This window comes from Vallitalea sediminicola (assembly GCF_054408565.1).
The window spans coordinates 23427-43837 of sequence record NZ_BTPT01000020.1; the positions used below are offsets into that span (position 1 = coordinate 23427).

Below are 20411 nucleotides of genomic sequence, written 5' to 3' on the forward strand. Positions count from 1 at the left end.
GATAAGAGAGAAAACTGCCAAGTTTTTTCTCTTGTTTTTTTATAAAAAAAGGAGAGTGAAATTATGCCAAATGAAGTATTTGATAGTTTATTAAGTTGGTTAGAGCAGTGGATGCAAGTGGTAGATGGTAAATTTACTACAGATGAGGATTATGCAAAGTATGATTATAATCGTAAGATTAAGGATATATATAATCTATACAAGGTGAATGTACCTGAGTATGATGAACCAAAAACATTAACAGATAGTGAGAAAGAAACATTCAAAAATCAATTAATAGCAGTTGAGACCAAGTTCAAAGGACTTAGAATGTATGGACAAAGTTCAAAAACAACAATTAAAAAAGCTCTTAGAGCGGGGAAAAAAGATTTTGCTTATTTTGTAAGAGATAAAAGGAGTAAAAAAATAGAACAAGGAAATTCGAGGATTACATTAAGTTTTGACCCTAAGAAAGCCAAAGAGGCTTTTGAATTATTGGCTACGTATATAGAGGATATAAAAAGATCTCCTGAAGCATCATATATTAATGCTTTCAAAGTTTTAGGACCTAATCATCAAGGAGTAAGAACGGATAGTGCAATTATGTATCTATCTACTAGTGACAAGGAAATAATAGATAAGATTGTCAAAGAACTAGATGATAGATTTAAAAAAGCAGGTATAGAAATGTATGACCATGCACCTTTTGGAATGAAAAAATGGTCATCAGGATTTTCATTTTCACAACAGGGTCCTTTTAGTTCAAGTCATGGTATGGCTAGGTCAAAGATCATAAATGATGCCACAGATATTTTGGTCAAGGATGTTGATTCTGATTTAAGTAAAGAAGCTATGAAAAAAGCGCTGCAAGAGTCATTAAAGATGAATGGCTATGATACAGATAAACCAGAATTTCTTGATATTATTAATTTTGTAGAGAATATTGAGACCACTGATACTGATACGGAGACTAAGCGTGATATCCTAAAACGCTATATACTTAATAATAAAGATAAAGGAGTAACTAAAATAATTTCTGCCAATAAAGAAATGTTTAAAAATGAATTAAAGCAGTTGGATAAAAAATATAAAGACGATAAGAAAAGAAGTCCAGCAGAAGCTTCTTATTCTGTTAATGACAAGGTTCTTAGTTTAGAAGAAGATTTTGGTGATGATGGAGATGAAATTGATGTAAATAGTACTGTCGTCGAAAAAGATATCACAGACGCAATGGTATACGGTAAGATTATGAGATTCAGAGATCTATTTGGTGCCAATAAAGAAGTAGAAGATATACTGGAAAGTCATATAAGGAATAAATGCGAAGAGCTTGAAAAAGAAGATAGACTGTTTATGTTAGCAATGGAAAAAGTCGCTTTGTCTGTAAAAATGGATAAAGCAGCTGATATATGGCCCAAAGAAGAATCCGACAAGACTATCAAAGCATTAGAAGAACAGATGACTACTATTGAAAAAGAAGTAAAAGAAATTAATGATCGTATAGTCGTTATGAGAAGGGAAAAAGAAGCAATAGATAAGAATATTAAAAAAGTAAGAGAAGACATAACTAAGAAACGACAACAACCAAGAGTTCCTATTAAGAACCCTCAGGATGATAAGAGTAAAGAGTCAAGTGTTGTTGATAATAAAAAGGGTAGTGGTGATTCAGCTAGCAGTGTCAGTGAAGCTAGTGGTTCTGACAGCGATAAGAAATCTAAGTTACATAGACGTAGGAAAAGCAGTCATAAAAAATAAATTATTATTAATAGGAGGAGATTTTTATGAGTATGGAACAAGTATTACAAGTTATTCGTCCTGAATTATTAATAGTTGTGGTGGTATGTTATTGTCTAGGGTTATTCCTTAAGAATATTCCACATATAAAAGATTGGGTTATCCCATTTGCACTACTAATTAGTTCTATTATTATGTGTGTATTATATATGGGACTAGTGATAGAGAAAACATGGAGTTTTGATATTGTTTTCATTGGTATTATGCAAGGTATTTTATGTGCAGCTGTTTCGGTATTCGGTAATGAAATATTGAAGCAGGTTACCTACAAAAGAGATATTGACAAAAGAAGATCATAAGAACTACATGGAGGTGATTCCAATGAACATTATTGAAGATTTCATACCAAGTAATAGACCCAATAGACCAGGAGTTATAATAACACCCACTAGCATTACTGTACATAATACTGGGAATACTCGTAAGGGTGCAGATGCAGCTATGCATGCATCGTATATTAAATCAACTAATGATAAAGTATCTTGGCATTATACAGTTGATGATTATAATGTGATTCAACATATACCTATAGATGAGATGGCATGGCATGCTGGATGTAGAAAAGGTAATGATACAAGTATTGGAATCGAGATATGCATGCATCAAGGTATTAATATGGTAATGGCAGAAAAAAATGCACAACAGCTTATTGCTTACCTGATGGCAATAACATCTATTGATGATATTAAAAAACATCAGGACTGGACAGACAAGTACTGCCCAGCTGTACTTCTTAAGGAAGGTAGATGGGAACAATTTGTCCGTGGCTGTTATTGTTCATTTGAAGAAAAGAAAAACATAAAAAAAGAACATTGGGCTAAGACATATTATCAACAGCTCATTAACAGAGGAATGATTATTCATGAAGAAAGATTTGATGATTCAATAACTCGTGGAGAATTATTTGCTATATTATGGAGACTGTTAGAGTTATAGCTAAAAGGCACTATTTGTAATCATTACAAATAGTGCCTTATTTTTAGTTGGAATATTAATATCTAATATAATTCAATTAAATAAATTGTTATCTTATTGTTATAATTATAGATTAAAATAGAATTATGACAGCTTTGGTGAGAAGAATTAATATAGTCCTAATATGAATTGGCTGTAAGTCATTCGTTGAATAAGAATGTGAAAATTTAATGCTTATCTTATCTTAGTAGACAATTATCTACAATTAATGGACAAAAAAAGGACAGATAAGAGAATAATACAATAAAAATAAATGGTATTATTAAGAAAATAATATATATTCTAAATAAACTATATAGATTGAAATTTAAAAAGTTAATTAAATAATAAATTGTTTAATGTGTATATAACTTATAGGGCTAATGAAGCATTAGTTTTTACAGCTTAAAAACATTATTTAGGGAGGTTGTAATTTGAAGTATATAAATTTAATCGAGGATCTACTCAAAAATTATGAGTACAATAAGGTAAGAGTGACATTTTTAAGGAATCAAATACAACGATTATCAAGTGAAGAGGAAAATGAATATATACGGTCTAAGATGCTTAAAGGGGAATATTCAGGTAAAGTTACACGTTTTGTCATTGAAAAAGGTAAGGAGGTTGCTATATTAAATCATGTAGAAGCGACTGCTGATAATTATAAAGAAAAGATTGAAGAAGAATATAAAATGGTTCTTCGTGAAATAGAACAAGAAATAAAACAGTTAAGTTACGATATAAGTATTATTGATGATTCTTTGGAATTGATAAAAGGAATAAATGAAAAATATTATATAATACTTAAGCAAAACTATGTTCATAAATGTCCTATGGAGATTGTTGCAGAGAGCATGCATATGAGTAGAAGTAGATGTTACGAACTTAGAAAACAAGCAGTAGAGTTAATTGTAAGAATCGTATACGGTGAACGATTATTATTACAACAAATGGTAGAAAATAAATAGATGGAAATGATATTGATATACTCTTTTTATAGCAGACAGTTGAAATAATAGAACTGTCTACTATAAAGGGAATTGCTTCTAGTAGTTACATTTGTTTATCGAAATATCTTAATGCAAACAATTCTATAGCGTTGCGAAAACCAACGAATAATAAGCCGTAAGTTAATGCTCTATTGAAGGTGAAGGTTATTTGAATATCCCTAAATAGCGTTATCGCTTCTCCGAGAGCTAAAAATACTATCAAGATATAGTTTGAATAATTTGCAGCATTGTTTGCTTTGTTCTGAATTAATTGCCAACGTTCGTCTTTTCTGTATTCGATTTCCTTCTTAGCCTTCCACACATAAAGAAAAAGTGTAATGCCAAGACCAAAAATAAGTAAAAATGAAATAATAATTTGTTCATTCATCCGTTTAACCCTCCTTGTGTTCAAAAACTTTATTGATTGATACATTAAATACTTCTGCAATTTTGAAAGCTAATTCTAATGAGGGAGTATATTTATACTTTTCAATTGATATAACCGCTTGACGAGAAATACCTACCTTTTCAGCTAAATCAGCTTGTGTCCAATCTCGTTCTGCTCTCAAAACCTTAATTCGATTCTGTACCAAGGTAATACCTCCTTAACAAAATGTAACTTGTTGTTTACATCTATAATGTAACACACTGATTACATTTTGTCAACAAATGTTAACGTAGATATTGCTGAAAATGTATTTTTTGACTTGTGATTAATACGTTGAAAATATTAAAACAGTTTAGTATTCAATATACAAAGGAAAGAATCTATGAAATAGCAGTATTTACACTACCAATAGATTAATGTAGCACTTGATTTATATTAAATAGTGTGATATTGTAAAACAACATCGTAATGCGAAGAAGGAAACAAGTAGAACAGGTAAAGTTTTATAGAGAGCGTCCGGTTGGTGAAAGGATGTAAACTTACTGTCTTGAATACATTCTGGAGCAGCTGCCTGAAAAAATTTTAGTAGGGTAAGACGGGTATGCCCGATATAGCTTGCGTGTGTGTAAGCACACAAAGAGAAGTATTTTCAATAATACTTGAACCAGAGGTGGTACCACGAAATTTTCGTCCTCTGTCCCTTTTTTTTGTTAGGGACAGAGGACTTTTATTTTAGTTCTACTTTTCTATTACGAAAGAACCTAAGTTTGTGTTTAGTGGACTATTGTTCTTTAAAACTATATGAATAAAACAAATTGATGAGGAAACTAATTTAGGAGGCGCTTTAATGAGTATTGAAAAGAAACAAAAATCGGGAGGATTTCGCAGTCGCTGGGGATTTATTTTGGCATCTGTGGGTTCTGCTGTAGGAATGGCAAATGTATGGGGATTTCCAAATAAATTGGGGAGCAATGGTGGCGGTGCATTTCTGCTAATATATCTATTTTTTATTATTATTTTTAGTTATGTAGGCTTACCTGCAGAGTTTGCTATTGGACGTCGTTCCAAAACAGGTACTTTGGGTTCTTATGAAAACGCATTGAATACACGAAGTAAAAGAGCTGGAAAAATAGGTGGAATTCTCGGCTGGTTGCCTTTAGCAGGATCAATGTGTATTGCGATTGGTTATGCCGTTATTGTAGCATATATATTTAAGGCTTTGGTTAATTCCGTAACAGGTAATTTAATGACTGTAAACACTGGTAAGTGGTTTGAATCCTTTTCACTTACGTCACATTCTGTAATACCATACCATGTTATTGTAGTAATAGGCACTTTGTTAACGCTATTTTTAGGTGTAAAGAGTATTGAAAAGACAAACAAAATTATGATGCCTTTATTTTTTATAATATTTATTATTTTGGCAGTACGTGTTGCAATGCTTCCAAATGTAATGGAAGGTTACTTGTTTATGCTTATTCCACGATGGGAGGTACTCAAAGACCCAATGGTGTGGATTTGGGCGATGGGACAAGCCTTATTTTCACTGTCTATCACAGGGAGTGGCATGATTGTTTATGGTGCTTATTTAGGAGAAAATGAGGATGTAATTGCTGTGGCTCGCAAAACTGCCCTTTTTGATACCATTGCTGCACTGATTGCAGCCTTGGTCATTATTCCTGCATGTTTCTCTTATGACCTTGATGTTGGAGCAGGTCCAGGATTACTTTTTGTTACACTACCGACCATTTTGCAAGATATTCCTATGGGTCGTATTTTTGCAATTATTTTATATGTTGCTATGATTTTCGCAGGTATCAGCTCTTTGCAAAATATGTTTGAAGCAGTTGGTGAATCTTTACTACATAAATTTCCGAAACTCAATCGTAAAGGAGTTCTATGCATTCTGTGTTTAATCTGTTTGGGATTTGGAATAAATATGGAAGCTATCTTCCAGTGGGGTCCATGGATGGACTTTGTATCAATTTATATTATCCCCATTGGTGCAACATTAGGTGCTGTTTGTTGGTTTTGGGTGATGAAAAAAGAAGACTTATTCATTGAAATCAATAAGGGTAGCACTAAAAAGCAGAGAAATACATGGTATTTTATAGGTCGCTATATCTATGTTCCCTTTGTCATTATCCTTTGTTGCGTAGCTTTATTTATGAAAGTAGCATTTTAATTAAAATTAATTTTAACTTAAATAAGATATTTGATATTAAATAGATAAATAATATTATAGTGTGTAAAGTCAGCTGTATTAGCTGGCTTTATCATTATTCCACTTTATAAGCATATGCAAATCCATTATACTCAATTTCAGGTTTTGCGAAAAGATTGCTGTGGACTGCATTGATTCGCTTAAATCCATAATGCTCATAAAAGCCATAATTACATCCAGCATCTGTCATTAAGATTATATTTTTAATACTTCGGTTCTTACAGTAGTTAATATACCTATTCATCAGTTTTTTGCCTAATCCATTCCCTCTGGTATTTTCATCCACAAAAAACAAGGTGATTTCATTATCGTATCTATTTGCATCTTTCATTATTTTTTTATTATCTTTCACCATGATAGAAGTAGTTTTTAAAGCGCGTATTCTTTTGCCGAATTGACCTGTTAACCACCTATATATAACATTTATCCCTAATCCTATATGCTTTAACGATAACTTTTGTTTAATTGGTCCAGCCATTAAAAGTCCTACTAATCTATCGTTTTCATCTACAATTAAATCACAATAATTACTGACCATTATAGAATACGTAAAAAATAATTTGTAGAAAAAAATGTTATCTTTCATACCTTCAAAGTATTTATCATAATGCCATGTTTTTCTCATCATTCTTGCCGCATCCAATGTATATGAATTTTTATATTTCACAAACTTGAATTTCATGTAATCCCTCCTGAATTTGTAAATTATTTGATTTTAAGTTCTTCATCTACCTCCGATTTAAAATGCTGTGTTAGAATAAGTAGCATTTCATTAAATTTTTGTATATCTTCTTTTGAATAGAGTTCTTCAATTTCCTTAATAGCATGTTTAAGTGATCGGTCATATATTTTGCATAAATCCTTTGTTTTATGAGTAGTTGTAAGATAATAAGTTCTTTTATCCTGTTTACTCTGTTCTTTTTCTATCAGTCCATACCTTTCCAATTCTTTAACTTTAAGAGTTACAGATGATTTTGCAATATGTAGTGCATTTGCAATATAGCTAACGGTACAATTTGCAGTAGAATCTATAAGATCGAGATAGAGTAAACTGTTATAAGTGATTTTATTGTCAAAGTTGGAACTGTTCATTAGTTTTAATTCATTTAAAATACAATCTTGATAGAACTTATTAATATTGGTTCTTAAGTTCATAATCATCCTCCTTTTAGTTAGGCTAATATAATTATAATAGCCTAACTAAATACAATTGTCAATCTTTAGTTAGATGTAACTTTCTATAATCAGTCGGGGACATATTCATATGTTCATTAAATACCTTCGTAAAATAACTAGAACTGTTGAAACCAATCATTTCAGCTATTTGAGTCATGGAGTAATTTGTCGTTAATAATAGTGAAAGGCTAATTGATATACGATACTTCATAAGATATTTTACAGGTGGTGTATGGATGATATTTTGAAAACATCTGGAACATTCTCTGGTACTGATACTGGCGAAATCAGCAATATCTTTGATAGATAATAGTTCTGAATAATTATCATGAATAAACTGCATCATGCGCTGAGTACGACATTCTTGTAATGGGTTAATAGGCACACTCTTTAATTTTTTGTATACTATATCATTTAGAATGAATCGCCAAATACTCGAAAGATTTTCGCATATAATCAATTCTTTACAAAAAAGTTCTTTAGTAAAAGCAGAATAAATCTTTTTAATGGCTAAAATGATCTCATTTTTCCATGTGGAAGTATTGGAAAAGATATAGGTTGCTAATTCTGCATTATCATAAATCAGTGTAGTCATCTGACGATAAAGGGAGGTGGCTTTACCACCAGTAAAAATAGACGGTGAAAAAAGAATTGTGATTAGTTCACAGCCTTCACCCTCAGCTACTTCCATTGAATGTAAAATATTCGAATTAACAAAAGCTCCTTCATTTTCATGGATGATATATTCCTGACTACCTAAAAGCATTCGAAGACAACCTTTAGTCACCACAAATATTTCTATCTCTTCATGCCAATGCCACGGTACACTACCCAGTGCATATTTTGCTATATCAGCAAAGAAAATTGCAAATGGGAAATCTTCGGCAACATATTCTAATATTTCCATACCTTTTTCGTTAATAGGAATAATATCTCTCTGCATAGTTATGCCACCTCTCTTGTCTCAAATTTACAAATTATAGTCTTGAATATGATATAATATAACGCTGTTTGGCTATATAATTATAACATAACCAATTAGTGTCAACTATAGGAAGAATGAATAATACCCATAAAAGATATTAGGAAAGGATTATTTATTGTGATAAAAGAATTTTTTTGGAAAAGGTTAGGTATGGTTATATCTGGGATTATAGGTACTGCTATAGGATGTGGATTATTAAAATTTGCAGATCTAGGAATTGATCCTTTTAATGCGTTAGTAACTGGAATGGCAAATCTTAGCTGTATGCAGTATGGAATGATATGTATGCTAGTGACAGGTGCTTTTCTGGTTATCACATTGATTTTTGATAGACATTACATAGGTATTGCAACCATTTTCAGTCTTTTTTTATTCGGATATATGGTTGAGTATACGTTGGAACTATTAATTGTAATTTTCCCAAATGCAGATATGTTTCTTAGAGTCATTACATTGATGTTGGGATTACTGATTATTAGCGCATCATCTTCTCTCTATTTTACTGCAAATATGGGCGTTTCTACATATGATGCAATATCTTTGATCTTAGCAGATAAATTGCCGATTCCATTTCGCATATGTAGGATTATTTCGGATGTTCTTTGCGTAATTATAGGATTTATTTTTAATGCCACGATTGGGATTGGAACTATAATCACTGCATTTTTCCTTGGTTCTGCAATTGACTTCTTTAACAAACGTCTTGCCAAACCGTTACTCTATGGAAAGTGTCATTGTAAAACAACAAACCATTTGAATAAAGAGATGAAACAAAATAGGAGGATTATATGAAAACACAAGGTATTATATTTGATTTTAATGGTACTATGTTCTATGACAGTAAAATACAAGAAAAATCTTGGAAGACATTTTTATATAAAAAAATAGGCAGAGAAATAACAAATGAAGAATTTCAGAAATATATCCATGGTTTTCATGCTGAGGTTTCATTTTCATATTTTTTGAAGAATAGATTAAGTAAAGAACAAATCGACCAACTAGCAGAAGAAAAAGAAGTTGTTTACAGGCAATTATGTCTTTTAGATAAGCAGCATTATCGATTGGCGAATGGTTTAGTTGAGTTTTTGGATTATTTAAAAAGGCAACAGATACCTTTTACCATTGCAACAGCATCTGGTCTAAATAATCTTAAATTCTTCTTTCAAAATTTAGATTTGGGAAAATGGTTTAACATAGAACAAGTAGTTTATGATAACGGACTTATTCCAAGTAAACCTGAACCGGAGATATACAAAAAAGCAGCTCAAAATATAGGTGTATTGCCTAGTGATTGCATTGTATTTGAAGATGCTATGTCAGGTATTGAAGCTGCCCATAGAGCAGGAGTAAGTAAAATTATAGGAGTTGCATCCACATTATCTAAGGAACAGCTCCAGCAAATACCTGATATCTCTATGGTAATAGAAGATTACAAAGATGTAAAAACCTTGATTAATTTTATGGAACAGATTTGAATTTACATTGAAGTGTGTACTTGACTTTACCCGTAGGGCAAGGTGTAAGATAAAGGTAAGCATATAGGATACACTATAAGGAGGGTAATCTATGTTATCTATTGGAGAGTTTTCAAATATATGTAAAGTATCTACAAAGACGCTACGTTATTATGCAGAAATAGGGCTGATTCTACCTGCTGAAATTAACCCTGAAAATGGGTATAGATATTATTCTGTTGAACAATTAGAAACGATGCTATTTATCAACCGCCTAAAATCATACAAATTTTCTTTAGAGGAAATTAAAACAGTTCTCAAGTCAGAAGAATTACAGGACGAAAAACTTTACTTGGCACTTACCAAAAAGAAAAAAGAAATTGAGAATCAACTACAGGAATTAAAAAATACTTCTGACCAACTAAATAATGATATCCTTAATTTGAAACAAGGAAAATCTATTATGTCTTATCTGGAAAATATTAATGTTCAACTTGTAGAGGTACCAAAAATGTATCTTCTATTTTTACGAAAAATGGTTCATAAATATGAATTTGCTGAAGAATATAGTAATAACTTTACTAAATTAGTTAAGAGAATTCAAGACGACAAATTAACAATACTTGCTCCACCAATGGTACTTTTTCACAGTGCAGAATTTAGTCCATCTGGTTTGGATACTGAATTTGCTATTCCAATAAAAGAATATGTTACAGGTACAAGAGATTTTCATCCAGGATTATGCTTAAAAACAGTTCTGTGTGGTTCTTATTCTAACCTGTCTTCTATATACACTAAGCAACGTGAATGGGTAGAAAAGGAAGGCTATGAATCTAACAATGCACTTTATGAAGTATATGTAACTGACCCTTCTCAAGTTCAAAAAGAAAGTGAGCTTATAACTGAAATTTATTATCCTGTCAAAAAGAAAGTGTAAAACTTTCATATTATCATATTGAACTAAGAAAAGCCCATTTACCTAGAAACACAGTAAATGATAAAGGAGAAAATTATATGAATCAAGAAAAAGTAACAGAGTTGGAAAAGAAAATAAAGAATGATTATAGCAATATTGCAGGTATGGTTGTATTACAAGATGGTAAAACATTATATGAAAATTACTTCAATGAATGTACTGCTACCAGCCGAATTCATGTTTATTCAGTAACAAAAAGTATTATTTCCATATTGATAGGGATTGCCGTAGATAAAGGGTATATCAAAAGTATCAACCAGAAAGTATTGGATTTCTTCCCAGATTACGTAGTTAAAAAAAAAGAAAAAACAATACAGAATGTTACACTTGAAAATTTGCTGACAATGACAGCTCCATATAGATATAAGGCTGTTGTACCCTACATAAAGTATTTTACCAGTAATGATTGGGTAAAATTTACACTTGATTTATTGGGGGGCAGAGGGAAGATAGGGGAATTTAAATACACTCCACTCATAGGACCAGATATCTTGTCAGGGATACTTGTAAAAGTAACTGGGCAATCTGTGTTAGATTTTGCAACAGAAAACTTATTCTCACCACTAGGAATTACTGTTGAGAGTAATGTGATTTTTCATAGTAAAGAGGAACAACTGGAATTCAATAAATCTAAGAGTATCAGCGGATGGGTTGCTGATGGGGCTGGAGTAAATGCAGGAGGATGGGGGCTTACTCTTTCTCCTAGAGATATGGCAAAAATAGGTCAATTATACTTAGATGGTGGAATGTGGAATGGAAAACAAATTGTTTCAACAAGATGGATGAACGAGAGTATAAAGGAACATAGCCGATGGGGAAAAATCAATCTTGCGTATGGTTATTTATGGTGGATTATTGATGAAAAAGAACAGACCTGTGCAGCTATGGGAGACGGAGGAAATGTGATTTATTTCAATGCAAAGAAAAAAATAGTAGTTTCTATTGCTTCTTTTTTTAGGCAAAATGTAACAGATAGGATAGAATTTATAAAAGAATATATTGAACCAATATTCAAGAAAGAATGAATAGGGCTATGAAAATGTTTTAGTAGCTAAAATATATTGACAAATTTTTATTCTCATGATATATTTTAGTTACTAAAACAATAATGGATAAAATTGTTAGGTTTTTATAGTTATGTGATTAACTAAATATCAAAAAAGGAAAGGGGGAGAAATTATAGAAATAATCAAATTAAAATTAAGTGCAACAATGTGTTATCTAATTCCCATTAAGAATAAGTATTTACTTATAGATACAGGCTATGAAAAAGACAAAGCATTGTTTTACAGAAGCTTATCAAATCTAAATATCAGCATCAATGATATTGCTTATGTCTTATTAACCCATCACCATGATGATCACGCAGGTCTATTAAATGAAATAAAGAATTGCAATAAATCTTGTCAAATTATTATGCATGAAAAATGTGTAGCTCTTGTTGCAAAGGGAAAAAACGATATGCCTTCTGGTTGCGGATATATTAACCGTAGAGTCAATATGACAATAAAAATGTTTAAGAAATTAAATAAAGAATGGGACTCTACTTTTCCAGCTTATAAAGTAGACAATAATGATATTATAATTAGTGAGGAAACAACATTAAGAGAAATTGGAATAGATGTTCCCGGAAAAATTATTTATACACCAGGGCACACAGTTGATTCAATTTCACTACTACTCAATGATGGGATTTGTATTGTAGGTGATGCTGCTGCAAATATGATGAATTTTATGGGAACAAGATATTGTGTTATTTTAATTACTGATTTGAAACAATACTATCAAAGCTGGGAGAAGCTTATTAAGGAAAATGTCAAGACGATATATCCTGCACATGGGGAAATTTTTGAAATAGAAAAACTTAAAAAGAATATTTACAAAAATAAGAAAGAAAATATGGTAAAAGCTACAGAGTAATATTTATAAATTTAAAAGGTGTTTTACAGTACATACTTGACTAAAAAAACATGTCTACATACGGTATCACAGTGTGAGAAAATGAAGAGATAGGATTTGAGTATATTAATCAGATGCCTATTTCTTTTTATGTTTTAAGAGAAGAATATTTTATATGATGATGCGGTTTGAGGGAGGTTAATTTTGAGATTAATTAAATATATTTTTGAAAATAAGATTTCATCTATTGTAATAGTAATTTTAAGTGTATTGTTAATAATATTTAGCTCAAAATATTATAAGTTGAAAAGTTATGTTGATTCTAATATTACAATTGAATCATGGGGGTTTGCAGTAGATAATTGTGGAATCATTGAGTTGTTAGAACAAGACAACATGCAAGAAGATAGGGACAAAAAAATATATAAGCTTGGTTTTGAAATGTATGATCATTACAACGAGTTATGTAGTGCATATAGAATATCAGGTGTATCGGGTAAGAAAAATACATTTGATAATAGATTAGTAGAAATACTTCAGGATGATTTAGAGGACTTTAATTATTCTGAAATTTTAAAGATACACAAAATGATAGAGGAAATATTGATAGAACATAAAGTATGCTACAAAGATTTAGAAAATTATATGAATACAAATGAAGTAGACTACAATAGATTACTTGTTAAGGAATGGAAGGAAATAATAATTAAGTTGAATTCATTAAGACTCTAAAGATGTTATCCTCATTCAAATATAAATAGTACTACAGACCCGAAAAGTCATAATGAGATAGAGCATTTTACATTGAAATGGAGTGGAAAGGAAAATTCATATACTATATAATGAATGATATTAATTTATTTAAGAAAGGGAAAAATATGGCAGGGATAGAACAAATGAATGCAGGTGCATCCGTATCAATTATAGAAAATGAGGTGTCTAGAGTTAGTATTATAAGAAATGAGACTGGTGAAGGAGTAATGACATCTTATGAAATATTGGATGGTATCTACCTGATTTTAAGTGACATTCATATGAGTAGTTTAGAGAGTGAATTGGAGCATAATGCAGATGTATTCTGTCTGGATTACTGTTATGAAGGTAGACTTGAAGTACCACTGGAAAAAGGAAAGATATATTATCAAAAACCAGGTGATATGATTATGGATAGTCGTGAAAATCCCATACGTAAGTATATTTTTCCATTGAATCATTTTTATGATATAACTCTATGCTTTTTCTTGCCTAGTGCTCAAGAATCGATTACCCAGAATTTTTTGGATTTTCCTGTGGATCTGGAACAGATGCGTAGAAAGTTTACTGCTCATTCATCACCTTATTTCGTTAGAAATCACCCTGTGGTGAACCAAATTTTTTCTAATATCAGACATTCTAAGAATCACCATAAAAATACATATATCATATTGAAAATTATGGAACTTTTATTATTACTGGATTCTTCGGATATCCATGCAGTTAATGAGGTGGATGAATGTTTTTATAAACTCCATATTGAGAAAGTGAAACTGATCCATCATACCATAACCGGCGACTTGGAGCACCGTTTTACCCTTAAGGAGCTATCAGATAAATACAAGATTCCCCAAACAGCTATGACCAACTGCTTTAAGGGGATGTACGGTAAACCCCTTAATACATATATGCGTGAATACAGAATGAACTATGCAGCCAAAAAGTTAATGCTCAGTGACTTTTCCATCGCTGACATAGGATTGATGGTTGGTTATACTAATCCCAGTAAGTTCTCCAGTGCATTTAAAGAGGTCATAGGAAAATTACCAAAAGAATACAGGAAAACCAGAATAGATGTTTCGGATAAAGGATGATGAAAAGTGCATATGACTTTAATTAAAATAAAAGAATAGAAAAGGAGTTAAAAATGAAGTTAGGACATGTTATATATAAAGTAAATGACTTGGAGGAGGCTGTAAAAGAATATACTAATAAAGGTTTTACAGTTGAATATGGCAAGAATAAAAATTCTTGTAATGCCTTAATATATTTTGCGGAAGGACCATATCTTGAATTATTACATAATACAGGTGTACCTTCCTTTGCAAAGAAAATATTTAAGTTCATTGGTAAAAAAGCTTTTGTACATAGACTTAATACCTGGGATGATTCCAGTGAAGGATTGATTGGAGTTGCCATAGAAAATGATAGGTTTGATGTGGATATTGAGCAACAAATCCTTGATAAAGCAAATCTAAAATATTTGAAGGCAAAATCAGGGAGGACAGACGCTAAGAATAGAAAATTGCGGTTTAAAGGTATCTTTCCTAATGATCTGGAAATTCCAGTTTTGGCAACCAAGTTTAACATCAATGTAAGACCTCCAAAGGATTACGTGCATCCAAATGGAGTGAAACGGATAAAAAGTGTTTCTTTCGGGACTAAAGAGGAGTTTTTCCCTGTTATTAAACAGTTATGTGACGATGAAAGACTTAAGTTGTTTGTAGGCGTAGGAGTTAAAGATTTAGAATACGAGTATATGAAATTAAATTAGTACTTAACTAAAAAAATATGTCTACACACGGTACCTCAGTGTGAGAAAACAAAGAGATAGGATTTGATTATATCAATCAGATGCCTATTTTTTGTGTTTTACGAGATGATTCAGTACGTTTATTTTTATTATCAAATGCTAAAATATATATTTTAATTTTAAAAATTATTAAATATTTAAAATATGTATATTGAAATTATTATATTAAAGTTGGTGCTATGTTTAACATTAAAATGTACAATAATAATAGCGCTTAAATTAAAAATATTAAGAATAATATATATTTGCTATAAATCTACAAATTATTTAAATAATTTATTGTATAATGTATTAATGAAAGGAGTGATAAAATATAAATATCTAAATTGACATTTAGAGATACAGTTAATTTACAAGAATCAACATAAATATAACATATATAGCAAATTAAAATGTAACTGGCAACAATAGGTTATGTTATAAAGTAATAAATAGAATAGGGAGGAAAAAATAAATGAAAAAAATATTAAGTTTATTATTAGTAGCATGTTTATTTATATCCACTACAATAGTTAGTAATGCAAGTGATTTGGGAGTATATCTTTTAACTAAGGAGTGCCCTCAGAGTATACATAATTATGTAAATAATAATATTGACAATTTTCTAAACTCAAAACACAATGAGGGTGAAATTAGTTTAGAAGATATTACAATAGGACAGGTATTTAGTATAGAAAAAGAAAAAGAATCCGATCTTGATGTGTTTTATTTCCCTGTATTTCAAAAAGGACAACTTAAATATACATTTAGGGTATATAAGGTAGATGGAAATATTACAGGCATATTATCTCCTTACTTAGTAAATGAGCTTTTAAGTGTTAGTGGAAAAACAACAACAAATAGTCCAGCAAGATTAGCTATGAATAATGGAAATGTAGTAACCGTAATTAAGGATAAGGTTACTACAATTAAAAAAGATCCTCTAGGTAGAAGTGCTAGTAATTACTCAATAAATAATAAGGATCATAATAATATTACAATAAACATAAATGAAAAAAATAATAAAAATATTATTAAAGGTCTGCATAGTTCAAGAAGACGATTATTTTCTATAGACAGTGTATCATCAAATAATTTATCCCTTGATTTAGCCGAGGTTCAAGGGCGACAATCATGGTGTTCCGCCTTTGCTGGAGCTGCTATAATTAGATATAAAACTAATACTAATGTATACGCAAAAGATATAATGACATATTATCATCCAAATAGCGAAAAATTAGAAGATGAGTATATTACTAATTATCAACTTATTAGGTATGCACAGAGGAAAGGTCTTTATCCAAGAAGGAGATCATATACACTATCACTTAGTTCAGTAGTTTCACAAATAGACAATTCTCAGCCAATGTATATAGGATGCGAAGGCAGAGGGGATTACGAAGGAGCTAGACATGCATTAGTGCTTAGAGGTTATGATAAAGTTAACAATACGTATTCAATATGGAATCCTTGGTATAAATACTATGAAACAATGCCAATGGATACTCAAGTATATACAGTAGACCCTTCAGCAAGTTTTAAGTGGGATACCACAATATATGATTGGAGTAAATTATAAAAGCTGTTAAAAAGCCATATGTAATGTATGATAGTAACCTATATGGAATATCTTCAGAATTACCCAAATCATACCCATATAGTAATATGGTTAAATCAATAACATATGTAGGTACAATTATTAAAATAATTAATAGCTGTAAAATGCCAACAGAAGAGTTTCAAACAAATAAAGATGGATATAAGAATACAAAAGTTTATGTAGATGAAGATAAGAGTAGAATCTATCTTAGATTTAACGAAGGTCTTGAAAATGATGAACTGATAAGATTCGAAAAAGATAAAAAAGCAATATAGAATAGATAATTAAATTTTTATATCTAAATAACAGTCCCAACCCCAAATATAGTGAATCACTTATGTTTTTTAAGACAATGGTGGTTCACTTATTATTTGTATCTATCATCCATAAAATCATGGATTCTACAAATTTCTACAAAATAACAGGCTAAATTCTTAATAACTATTGTGTTCTTTGATTTTTGCAGGTATAATGTTAGTGATATACAAATAAGGAAATTACAATTGAATATATAGTATATTAAGGTGCCTTAGCAATAAGGAGAATAGGAAAGTCAGTTAAAGGCTGACGCGGACCCACCACTGTAAGTAGTGATGATATTTATATTATATACTACGAGTCAGGAGACCTGCCTTAATAGGTATTAGATTAGTCGAAAGGGGATTAAAATTCGTACTTATCATTTTAGTTGCTTTTATAAATGGGTTAAAGGCCTCTTAACGTTTGTTAGGGGCTTTTTTTATTTAAGAATTAAATTGTTTGTTATCCTCTTTTAGTAGATTGTTTTAATATGGAGTTACAATATTTAAATAAGGAGTCCATATAAAATATAAAAAATAAGGAAGAGGAGAAAACAATGAAAAAAAGAGCAGTATTAGTAACTTTTTTGGTTCTCATTATAATGATTACAGGATGTAAGAGTAATCAAGACATAAAAGGAGATCAAAATCTACAAGAAGAACAAAAAGCAGGAGCAGCAAATGTAGATAATGGTACGGCTAAAGATAACACAGATTCAGTGAAGCTGGTGGATGAAGAAGTGTTAGTTGACCAATCCAAAGAGATTGTACTAGCAGGAACGAGGAATATTGCACCGGGAGAAAAAGATGCCTATTACTGTAGTTCTGCATTGATGGTATGGGAACCGCTTATTACAAAAGGTTCAGATTATGGTCCTAAGCCAAAACTTGCAGCGAGTTATTCTGCAAACGAAGATTATACTGTATGGACATTCAAGTTAAGAGAAGGTGTTTCGTTCCATGATGGAGAAGTATTTAATGCAGATGCTGTTATTGCGAATTTCAACCGAATGAAACTAGGGAAAAAGTCTTCAAGTTTTTATGGAATGGATGTTAACAGAACATATCCTGGGTTACTTGAAGTGAATAAAAAAGATGATTATACCATAGAGTTAGTTTTTGAAAATCCTTTGCCAACATTGGATTATTCAATGACTGATTTTGGTAGTGCTATGTTTAGTCCTAATAATTTTGATGAGGAAGGTAATTTCAATGGTTTCCCTATGGGAACTGGTCCTTTCAAATTAACTGAAAATGTTCTTGATGAATATTGTGTAATTGAGAAAAATAATGATTATTATGGTGAAAAAGCATTAGCAAAAAGAATTAAAATAAAAGTAATCCCATCACCAGATACACGATTTGCAGCATTAAAAGCAGAAGAGGTAATGGGTGTTATTGATCTTGGGGCTATTCAGCCTGTAATGGCTATGGAACTAATTAAAGACAATCGATTTGGCATATCACACACACCAAGTACAATTACTCACTATATACTTTTGAACGGTAACAAAGAGCCTTTTAATGATCTAAGATTGAGACAGGCAGTCAGTTTATTAATTGATAGACAATTGATTATTGATAGTTTTTATGCAGGTTTAGGTGAACCTACAGTAAATGTACTTAATGCATGTACTCCTTTCTATAAAGAATTTGAAATTGAACAGGATGTTAAAAAAGCAAAAGAATTGGCAAAAGAAATTCTCGGTGATGAAAGAGTAAAAGTTTCTTTCGTGTTAAGACAAGGAGAGCTAGATAGATATCCAAACAAAGAAGAAGCCCAGTTATTGCAGGCTCAACTTAGTGAACTGGGAATAGATGCTGAGATTACAATTCTTGAAAGTTCAGCATGGAATGATGTGGTAAAAGCAGGTGATTTTGATATTAGTTTGAAGATAAAAGGATTATCCAGTGCTGAGCCAAACACTCTGTTTAAAACTATGATGAAAACTGAAAATGGTTTGAACAAAAGATGGAATTTTGGTTATTCCAATAAAGAAGTAGATACATTAATTACTGACGTTGAAAATGAAATAGATATGGATAAGCGTAAAGAAATATATAATAAGATTCAAGCATATTCCGTTAATGAATTTCCAGCTGTTCCATATTTTAATGATGTAAACTTAATTGCTTATAATAAAAAGATTGAAGGTTATGAAGCTATGTATTACGGCGTGTCTCTTGAAAAGACGAAATGGGCTGACTAATGGGTGGTTATATATTAAAAAAAATGCTAAATGTGATTCCTGTACTTATAGGTATCACATTGGCAGCTTTTCTACTAGGTGTATTATCTCCAGGAGATCCTGCCTATATTGCTCTAACAAGAGATGGTATAACAGAACCTAGTGATGAGGAAATAGTAGAAAAACAACATGAACTTGGTTTGGATCTACCTGTACACATACAATATTTTAATTGGATAAAAAAAGTGATTAAACTTGATTTTGGAGAAAGTATATATACAGAGGAGTCCATTGGTGAAGAATTAGTGCGGAGATTGCCCGTTACGCTTAAGCTTGCCACGTATGGGTTTATACTTACTAGTTTCTTTGGTATCTTGATTGGCGTTATCATGACGTTATTTAAAGGCAGTTTCATAGATGGTTTTTTAAGATTCTTTTGTACATTTATATCATCTATACCAAATTTTTGGCTTGCAATAATTCTTATTACCATATTTGCTGAAACATTACATATTCTGCCAACAAGTGGTTATGAATCAGAGACATCATTAATCTTACCTTCAATTGTTGTATCCCTTTCAAGTATTGGTTTTATTGCAAGGCTTACAAGAGCCAGTTTTTTAAAAGTATTATCAAAAGAATTTATTGTGCTTGCAAATGCCAAAGGGCTTAGAAGTTATACTATAGGCATTATCCATATCTTTAAAAATGGAATTATACCAGTTTCTACTTATCTAGGCTTATATTTTGCATCTATACTAGGAGGTTCAAGTATTGTTGAAAGTATTTTTGCTCTTCCAGGAATCGGTAGTTATGCCATTGAATCCATCTATGCAAGGGACTACTATGTTATTCAGGCATACGTCATATTGACAGGAACAACCTATATATTTGTGAACTTTGGTCTTGATCTGTTATACTTCGCTATTAACCCTAAAATTAAAGAAAGTGAGTGCTAAT

General features: G+C 31.0%; 22 protein-coding genes, 1 riboswitch and 1 other annotated feature. Of the genes, 17 read left to right on the forward strand and 5 right to left on the reverse strand.

Annotation, left to right across the window (positions count from 1 at the left end):
* The first annotated feature begins 63 nt into the window (after positions 1 to 63).
* The 4 genes from ACX6CF_RS09215 to ACX6CF_RS09230 all read left to right on the forward strand — a co-directional run bounded on the left by ACX6CF_RS09215 (position 64) and on the right by ACX6CF_RS09230 (position 3695).
* Positions 64 to 1734 carry a T3SS effector HopA1 family protein gene (locus tag ACX6CF_RS09215; protein ID WP_458785035.1) on the forward strand — a complete coding sequence of 557 codons (1671 nt, stop codon included), beginning with the start codon at positions 64 to 66 and terminating at the stop codon, positions 1732 to 1734.
* A 26-nt stretch (positions 1735 to 1760) separates the two neighbouring features.
* Positions 1761 to 2072 (forward strand): phage holin family protein, encoded by a 312-nt coding sequence (locus ACX6CF_RS09220; protein WP_458785036.1) that lies wholly within the window; start codon positions 1761 to 1763, stop codon positions 2070 to 2072.
* A 22-nt stretch (positions 2073 to 2094) separates the two neighbouring features.
* A complete protein-coding gene (locus ACX6CF_RS09225) occupies positions 2095 to 2709 on the forward strand; it encodes a peptidoglycan recognition protein family protein (protein WP_458785037.1) in 615 nt (204 codons plus the stop codon).
* A 452-nt stretch (positions 2710 to 3161) separates the two neighbouring features.
* Positions 3162 to 3695, forward strand: a complete 534-nt coding sequence (locus ACX6CF_RS09230) for a hypothetical protein (protein ID WP_458785038.1) — start codon at positions 3162 to 3164, stop codon at positions 3693 to 3695.
* Between the two features lie 85 nt (positions 3696 to 3780).
* On the opposite strand, the gene ACX6CF_RS09235 is transcribed toward ACX6CF_RS09230, so the two are convergent.
* Together ACX6CF_RS09235 and ACX6CF_RS09240 are read right to left on the reverse strand one after the other, a co-directional pair.
* Complete coding sequence (locus ACX6CF_RS09235) at positions 3781 to 4104, reverse strand: hypothetical protein (RefSeq protein ID WP_458785039.1); 324 nt, start codon at positions 4102 to 4104, stop codon at positions 3781 to 3783.
* 4 nt (positions 4105 to 4108) lie between these two features.
* Complete coding sequence (locus ACX6CF_RS09240) at positions 4109 to 4309, reverse strand: helix-turn-helix transcriptional regulator (protein ID WP_339362816.1); 201 nt, start codon at positions 4307 to 4309, stop codon at positions 4109 to 4111.
* A 259-nt stretch (positions 4310 to 4568) separates the two neighbouring features.
* Positions 4569 to 4802: a binding site (T-box leader), on the forward strand.
* A gap of 149 nt (positions 4803 to 4951) precedes the next feature.
* On the opposite strand from ACX6CF_RS09240, the gene ACX6CF_RS09245 reads away from it, so the two are divergent.
* On the forward strand, positions 4952 to 6289 hold the full coding sequence (locus ACX6CF_RS09245; RefSeq protein WP_458785040.1) for a sodium-dependent transporter: 1338 nt from the start codon (positions 4952 to 4954) through the stop codon (positions 6287 to 6289).
* A gap of 94 nt (positions 6290 to 6383) precedes the next feature.
* Here ACX6CF_RS09245 and ACX6CF_RS09250 read toward each other — a convergent pair whose 3' ends face one another.
* The 3 genes from ACX6CF_RS09250 to ACX6CF_RS09260 are packed head-to-tail and all read right to left on the reverse strand — an operon-like array spanning position 6384 to position 8447.
* Positions 6384 to 7010, reverse strand: a complete 627-nt coding sequence (locus ACX6CF_RS09250; RefSeq protein ID WP_458785041.1) for a GNAT family N-acetyltransferase — start codon at positions 7008 to 7010, stop codon at positions 6384 to 6386.
* Between the two features lie 23 nt (positions 7011 to 7033).
* A complete protein-coding gene (locus ACX6CF_RS09255; protein WP_458785042.1) occupies positions 7034 to 7483 on the reverse strand; it encodes a MarR family winged helix-turn-helix transcriptional regulator in 450 nt (149 codons plus the stop codon).
* Positions 7484 to 7541: 58 nt separating this feature from the next.
* Entirely contained in the window at positions 7542 to 8447 is a 906-nt protein-coding gene (locus tag ACX6CF_RS09260) for an AraC family transcriptional regulator (protein WP_458785043.1), read from the reverse strand.
* A 159-nt stretch (positions 8448 to 8606) separates the two neighbouring features.
* On the opposite strand from ACX6CF_RS09260, the gene ACX6CF_RS09265 reads away from it, so the two are divergent.
* The 12 genes from ACX6CF_RS09265 to ACX6CF_RS09320 all read left to right on the forward strand — a co-directional run bounded on the left by ACX6CF_RS09265 (position 8607) and on the right by ACX6CF_RS09320 (position 20410).
* On the forward strand, positions 8607 to 9281 hold the full coding sequence (locus ACX6CF_RS09265) for a YczE/YyaS/YitT family protein (RefSeq protein WP_458785044.1): 675 nt from the start codon (positions 8607 to 8609) through the stop codon (positions 9279 to 9281).
* The gene (locus ACX6CF_RS09270) at positions 9278 to 9964 is read left to right on the forward strand and encodes an HAD family hydrolase (RefSeq protein ID WP_458785045.1); all 687 of its coding nucleotides are present in this window, start codon (positions 9278 to 9280) and stop codon (positions 9962 to 9964) included. The genes ACX6CF_RS09265 and ACX6CF_RS09270 overlap by 4 nt, the downstream gene beginning before the upstream one ends.
* A gap of 91 nt (positions 9965 to 10055) precedes the next feature.
* On the forward strand, positions 10056 to 10880 hold the full coding sequence (locus ACX6CF_RS09275; RefSeq protein ID WP_458785046.1) for a MerR family transcriptional regulator: 825 nt from the start codon (positions 10056 to 10058) through the stop codon (positions 10878 to 10880).
* Between the two features lie 77 nt (positions 10881 to 10957).
* Complete coding sequence (locus ACX6CF_RS09280; protein WP_458785047.1) at positions 10958 to 11944, forward strand: serine hydrolase domain-containing protein; 987 nt, start codon at positions 10958 to 10960, stop codon at positions 11942 to 11944.
* Positions 11945 to 12131: 187 nt separating this feature from the next.
* Positions 12132 to 12839 (forward strand): MBL fold metallo-hydrolase, encoded by a 708-nt coding sequence (locus tag ACX6CF_RS09285; RefSeq protein WP_458785048.1) that lies wholly within the window; start codon positions 12132 to 12134, stop codon positions 12837 to 12839.
* Between the two features lie 183 nt (positions 12840 to 13022).
* Positions 13023 to 13550 (forward strand): hypothetical protein, encoded by a 528-nt coding sequence (locus ACX6CF_RS09290; protein ID WP_458785049.1) that lies wholly within the window; start codon positions 13023 to 13025, stop codon positions 13548 to 13550.
* A 146-nt stretch (positions 13551 to 13696) separates the two neighbouring features.
* Positions 13697 to 14665: a helix-turn-helix domain-containing protein gene (locus tag ACX6CF_RS09295; protein WP_458785050.1), complete on the forward strand. Its 969-nt coding sequence runs from the start codon at positions 13697 to 13699 to the stop codon at positions 14663 to 14665.
* Positions 14666 to 14718: 53 nt separating this feature from the next.
* Positions 14719 to 15345, forward strand: a complete 627-nt coding sequence (locus ACX6CF_RS09300; protein WP_458785051.1) for a VOC family protein — start codon at positions 14719 to 14721, stop codon at positions 15343 to 15345.
* A gap of 493 nt (positions 15346 to 15838) precedes the next feature.
* Positions 15839 to 16942, forward strand: a complete 1104-nt coding sequence (locus ACX6CF_RS09305) for a C47 family peptidase (RefSeq protein ID WP_458785052.1) — start codon at positions 15839 to 15841, stop codon at positions 16940 to 16942.
* A gap of 23 nt (positions 16943 to 16965) precedes the next feature.
* Positions 16966 to 17238, forward strand: a complete 273-nt coding sequence (locus ACX6CF_RS09310) for a hypothetical protein (protein ID WP_458785053.1) — start codon at positions 16966 to 16968, stop codon at positions 17236 to 17238.
* A gap of 230 nt (positions 17239 to 17468) precedes the next feature.
* A riboswitch (cobalamin riboswitch) is annotated at positions 17469 to 17613 on the forward strand.
* Positions 17614 to 17819: 206 nt separating this feature from the next.
* Positions 17820 to 19472, forward strand: a complete 1653-nt coding sequence (locus ACX6CF_RS09315; RefSeq protein WP_458785054.1) for an ABC transporter substrate-binding protein — start codon at positions 17820 to 17822, stop codon at positions 19470 to 19472.
* On the forward strand, positions 19472 to 20410 hold the full coding sequence (locus ACX6CF_RS09320) for an ABC transporter permease (protein ID WP_458785055.1): 939 nt from the start codon (positions 19472 to 19474) through the stop codon (positions 20408 to 20410). Before ACX6CF_RS09315 ends, ACX6CF_RS09320 begins: the two co-directional genes overlap by 1 nt.
* The last annotated feature ends 1 nt before the right edge of the window (position 20411 follow it).

Excerpts from the sequence above, each read along its gene's own strand:
- ACX6CF_RS09215 (WP_458785035.1), top strand. The coding sequence starts at position 64 with ATGCCAAATGAAGTATTTGATAGTTTATTAAGTTGGTTAGAGCAGTGG.
- ACX6CF_RS09220 (WP_458785036.1), top strand. The coding sequence starts at position 1,761 with ATGAGTATGGAACAAGTATTACAAGTTATTCGTCCTGAATTATTAATA.
- ACX6CF_RS09225 (WP_458785037.1), top strand. The coding sequence starts at position 2,095 with ATGAACATTATTGAAGATTTCATACCAAGTAATAGACCCAATAGACCA.
- ACX6CF_RS09235 (WP_458785039.1), bottom strand. The coding sequence starts at position 4,104 with ATGAATGAACAAATTATTATTTCATTTTTACTTATTTTTGGTCTTGGC.
- ACX6CF_RS09245 (WP_458785040.1), top strand. The coding sequence starts at position 4,952 with ATGAGTATTGAAAAGAAACAAAAATCGGGAGGATTTCGCAGTCGCTGG.
- ACX6CF_RS09250 (WP_458785041.1), bottom strand. The coding sequence starts at position 7,010 with ATGAAATTCAAGTTTGTGAAATATAAAAATTCATATACATTGGATGCG.
- ACX6CF_RS09255 (WP_458785042.1), bottom strand. The coding sequence starts at position 7,483 with ATGAACTTAAGAACCAATATTAATAAGTTCTATCAAGATTGTATTTTA.
- ACX6CF_RS09260 (WP_458785043.1), bottom strand. The coding sequence starts at position 8,447 with ATGCAGAGAGATATTATTCCTATTAACGAAAAAGGTATGGAAATATTA.
- ACX6CF_RS09270 (WP_458785045.1), top strand. The coding sequence starts at position 9,278 with ATGAAAACACAAGGTATTATATTTGATTTTAATGGTACTATGTTCTAT.
- ACX6CF_RS09275 (WP_458785046.1), top strand. The coding sequence starts at position 10,056 with ATGTTATCTATTGGAGAGTTTTCAAATATATGTAAAGTATCTACAAAG.
- ACX6CF_RS09280 (WP_458785047.1), top strand. The coding sequence starts at position 10,958 with ATGAATCAAGAAAAAGTAACAGAGTTGGAAAAGAAAATAAAGAATGAT.
- ACX6CF_RS09285 (WP_458785048.1), top strand. The coding sequence starts at position 12,132 with ATGTGTTATCTAATTCCCATTAAGAATAAGTATTTACTTATAGATACA.
- ACX6CF_RS09295 (WP_458785050.1), top strand. The coding sequence starts at position 13,697 with ATGGCAGGGATAGAACAAATGAATGCAGGTGCATCCGTATCAATTATA.
- ACX6CF_RS09300 (WP_458785051.1), top strand. The coding sequence starts at position 14,719 with ATGAAGTTAGGACATGTTATATATAAAGTAAATGACTTGGAGGAGGCT.
- ACX6CF_RS09305 (WP_458785052.1), top strand. The coding sequence starts at position 15,839 with ATGAAAAAAATATTAAGTTTATTATTAGTAGCATGTTTATTTATATCC.
- ACX6CF_RS09310 (WP_458785053.1), top strand. The coding sequence starts at position 16,966 with ATGTATGATAGTAACCTATATGGAATATCTTCAGAATTACCCAAATCA.
- ACX6CF_RS09315 (WP_458785054.1), top strand. The coding sequence starts at position 17,820 with ATGAAAAAAAGAGCAGTATTAGTAACTTTTTTGGTTCTCATTATAATG.
- ACX6CF_RS09320 (WP_458785055.1), top strand. The coding sequence starts at position 19,472 with ATGGGTGGTTATATATTAAAAAAAATGCTAAATGTGATTCCTGTACTT.